Annotated in this window: 3 protein-coding genes; all 3 read right to left on the bottom strand. The window is 67.1% G+C overall.

Translation table 11 applies throughout. The annotated features are described in order from the left end of the window. On the bottom strand, positions 1 to 940 hold a 940-nt coding region (locus tag VIR62_RS00385), incomplete at its 3' end, for a hypothetical protein (protein ID WP_431867727.1). Positions 941 to 1,155: 215 nt separating this feature from the next. Then, positions 1,156 to 3,210, bottom strand: a complete 2,055-nt coding sequence (locus VIR62_RS00390; protein WP_053555748.1) for a ParB/RepB/Spo0J family partition protein — start codon at positions 3,208 to 3,210, stop codon at positions 1,156 to 1,158. 101 nt (positions 3,211 to 3,311) lie between these two features. Beyond that, the coding region (locus VIR62_RS00395; RefSeq protein ID WP_431867729.1) for a DUF2958 domain-containing protein at positions 3,312 to 3,682 on the bottom strand (371 nt) is incomplete at its 5' end.

Consider the following 3,682-nt stretch of genomic DNA (forward strand, 5'->3'; position numbering starts at 1 on the left):
CGCACCGCGGGCAGTACCAGCATCGATTTCCGAGCCCATTGGTGTTCTCGGACGGGATGCTGCCGCGTCCGATGATGAGATATTCGCCATCGTCAGCGAGGTCATCGCCCGCATCGATATAGGGAACGACGAAGCTGTCGCCGTCGACGATCCGCCGGATGCGCGCGCCGTTCAGCCCGCCCTTGGCGTAGCCGGCATTTTCGAGAAGCAACCTGAGGCGCGACACATCGCCATAGAGGCTGGTGTAGATCTTGCGCTCGGGCCACACCACGCTGCGCGCCCGGGCATCGTCACGAGGTCCGATATAGGCGATGGCCGTATCGGGACCGGCATAGACGCGCGTCGGGTGACAGAAGCTGTCGAACTCGCTTGCGTCATGCGCCATGCAGCTACCGGGACCGCCGACATAGACATCTTCGATCTCATCGGCATCCTGGGTGATCTTGAGCGCATCTTCCTCGAGCTGCACCGAGAGCCGGGCGCACCAGCCCTCGATCGCATTGTTGTCGAGATGAGCCGAGAAGAAGCGATGGAGGTAGCGGCCGGGTGACATCACGAGCTGGCGGTCGATCTGGCCCTTGGCGGCATTTTCGGTGAAGGCGATCTTGCCGGCCTGCTCGGTCGAGACATGGCAGAAATGCTCGTCGTGCTTTTCCCGGTACCAGGGCTCGTCGTGCCAGGGCGTCGGCGCATAGCTGCCGTCGGCGAAGCGCAGCTTCTCGCGGACCGGCCAGTCGACATCGCCGATATCGGCGCCGGCAAGCGCGATACGAAGCTGCACATCGGGCGCGCGGAGGAGCAGTTGCTTCCGCGCTGCTTCGGCTTCCTCGAAGGAGGGCCAGAGATATTGCTGGTCGCCGTTGGGCGCGAAAATGAATTCGATCGTGATCGGCCGCCACTCGGCTTCCGAGTGCGGACACAAGATTTGGAACTGTGCCATGGACATGACTCCACGCAGCCGCGCGCGTCCCCCGGAGCGGAGGCGCGGGCTGGATTGTTGGGAAATGGCGCAGGGTCGGCGAGGGTCCGGCATCAGCGCCCTGGCTGGGGGCGATGGTCGGTCTCGGGTCGCTTCAAGCCGCCCAAGGGCGACTTTCCAAACGCCGCTGCGCCGTATCGAAAGGTCCGGCGGGGTTCATGGCCCCGCCAGCCGTATCACTCGGCCGCGACGGGAAGCTCGATGTCACCGGCCTCGGCCGCGTCGTCGGGCTCGTCATCGAGCCCCGGCGTGCGCATCGGCGCCGGAAGCCAGCGCGTCTCCTCGACCAGCCGCTCGGCCTCGCGCGCCATGTCGGCCTTCTTCAAATGGTCGATCATCCTGGCGAAGGCCTCGCCGCGCGCCTCGGCGACATCGGCAAGGATCCGCGGCTTGGTGACGCTGCGGAAATAATCATCGGCGGTCGGCCGCCAGCCCGCGCCATGAACATCGAGCCCCACAGCGCGCGCCAGGATATGGCTGTGCGCGATCCGGCGCTCGACGCCGTGCGCCGAAATCCGGCCATTGTCATATTTGGGCACGATCTCGGCCTGCGCGTTGACGCAGAGCGACGCGCAATGCGCGAACAGCTTCGTCTGCTCCTCGCCATCGAGCGTGAGCAAATAGTCCCACACCTCTTTGTCCGACTGCGGGAGCCGCTCTTTCCATTCGGCCGCGCGCGCATCGATCGCCTGTGCCGGACCGCAATCGCGAAGATTGGTCGGCGCGTTCGTGAAATAGACGCGGTTCGGCGACACCTGAACGCAGCTTTCCCTGCTGCTCGAATAGAAGCAGCCGAGCACCAGGGCATGGAGAACCGAAGCGAAGGCGGTCGCCGGATCCTGCGCGAAGGCGTCCTGAAGCGCGAGCGTGCGCCACGCCGTCAGATCCGACACGAGCCGATCGGGAAGGGGCCGGAGTGTCTCCACCTCCTCGTCCTCCCCGGCGTCCGCCGACACCGCGGCTTCGCCGCCCGCGTCCGGGCCGGCGGACCGGGCATCGCCGTCCGCGGCCGAATGCGCTTCGTCTTCGGACGCTTCCGCCTTCGGCTCGTCCTCGGGCTTCACGAATCCACGCTCGACCCGCACCGAACCATCGCGATCGATCGAGACGAAGGCACCGGCGATCGCCATTTCGGCCGGGTCGAACAGCTCCGGCCGGTCCGCGAGCGTACCGAGCTCGGTCTCGACTGCATCGAGACGCGCGTGGACCTCGGCCGGAACCTCCGGGGCATCGGCCCATTCACCCTCGAGTTCCTCGGCTTCGGCCTCGAGCGTGGCGACGCGCGCCAGCTCGTCCTCGCTCATCGGGGTCACCTCGCGGTCGATTTCGCGGAGGCCGCGCGTGGCGTCCCACGGCAGGTCGATCGAGGTCGTCACCCATTTCCAGCCCTCGGCAAGGACGCGCTCGCCTTCCGCCTTCAGCTTCTCGTCGACCAGCCGATCGAGAAGCGCCGGATCGGTGAGCCAGCCGCCGCCGTCGGCTTCGAACAGGTCGCGCACGACGCCGCCACCGGCTTCGACATAGGCGCCCAGACCGACGAAGCATGTCCGTTTGTCGGCGGCGCGCACGCTGTTCTCGGTCAGCTTCTGCCGAATATAGGCCGCCGATTTGTTGAAGCTGTGTTCGAGCTGGTCCCACAGCTCTTCCTGGCGCGCATGGTCGTCCGACACGGTGAACGCCATCAGCTGGTCGAGCGTCATCGCATCGTCGGCGTAGAGGGTGTGAAGCTTCGGCGAGACACCCGCGAGCTTGAGCCGCTGGCGCACCGCGGCCGGCGTGGTGTGGAAGTGCGCGGCGATTTCCTCGATGCCGGTGTCCTTCTCGACCATCGCCAGCATCGCACGAAACTCGTCGAGCGGATGAAGCTGCTCGCGAAAGCTGTTTTCGGCGAGACTGTCCTCCTCGGCGAGGATATCATTGTCGGCAGCGCGCACGACGCAGGGGATCGGCGCATCCTTCGCGAGCCTTTTGCGCTTCACCAACAGTTCCAGCGCGCGGTGGCGGCGCCCGCCGGCCGGTATCTCATACCGGCCGGTTTCCTGGCCGTCGGCACCCAGCAGCGGCCGGACGTTGAGGCTCTGGAGCAGCCCGCGCCGGTCGATGTCGTCGGCCAGCGCGTCGATCGACACGCCGGCCTTCACACGCCGGACATTGGACTGCGACAGGACCAGCCGGTCGAGCGGGATGTCGCGCGACGGGCTGAGGGTGATTTTGGCGGCAGTTCTGGCCATGGCCATTCTCCATGACGGGCCGCCGCGAGACACTCTCCCGGCTTTCAAGCCCGTCACGAAAACCCGGCCCTCCTCTCCCTTTGGGGCCGCCGCAGGCGGACCTATCCGCACCCGGAAATCCGGCAGCCACGCCCGCTCATCCGCGCTGCCGCTTCGCGCAAACGCCGCTCGCCGAGCAGGATCGAGCCCGCGCTGCGAGCCGCCGCGGCATAGACCGAGAGCGGATGATGCGGCGTGAAGCCGAGATCACGCTCGATACCAAGGCCGAACGGCAGCCGGACCGCTTCGAGTTCGGCCAGCGCGAAGCTGCCGAGCTCGGGGCATCCGAAGCCAAGGTCGGCAAGGCCGAACAATATGCCGTCCTCGTCCATCTCGGTCGCGAGCCAGGTCGCCGACCCGACCGGGTTGAAGAAGCGCACGACGGGCGCCGGATCGGGCTCGCGCCCGCCGCGCGCGACGGCGGCACGCCGGG

The organism is Allosphingosinicella sp. (assembly GCF_036570505.1).
In the GTDB taxonomy this organism is placed as follows: domain Bacteria; phylum Pseudomonadota; class Alphaproteobacteria; order Sphingomonadales; family Sphingomonadaceae; genus Allosphingosinicella.

Coding starts and splice junctions, on each gene's coding strand:
- VIR62_RS00390 (WP_053555748.1), bottom strand. CDS start 3,210: ATGGCCAGAACTGCCGCCAAAATCACCCTCAGCCCGTCGCGCGACATC.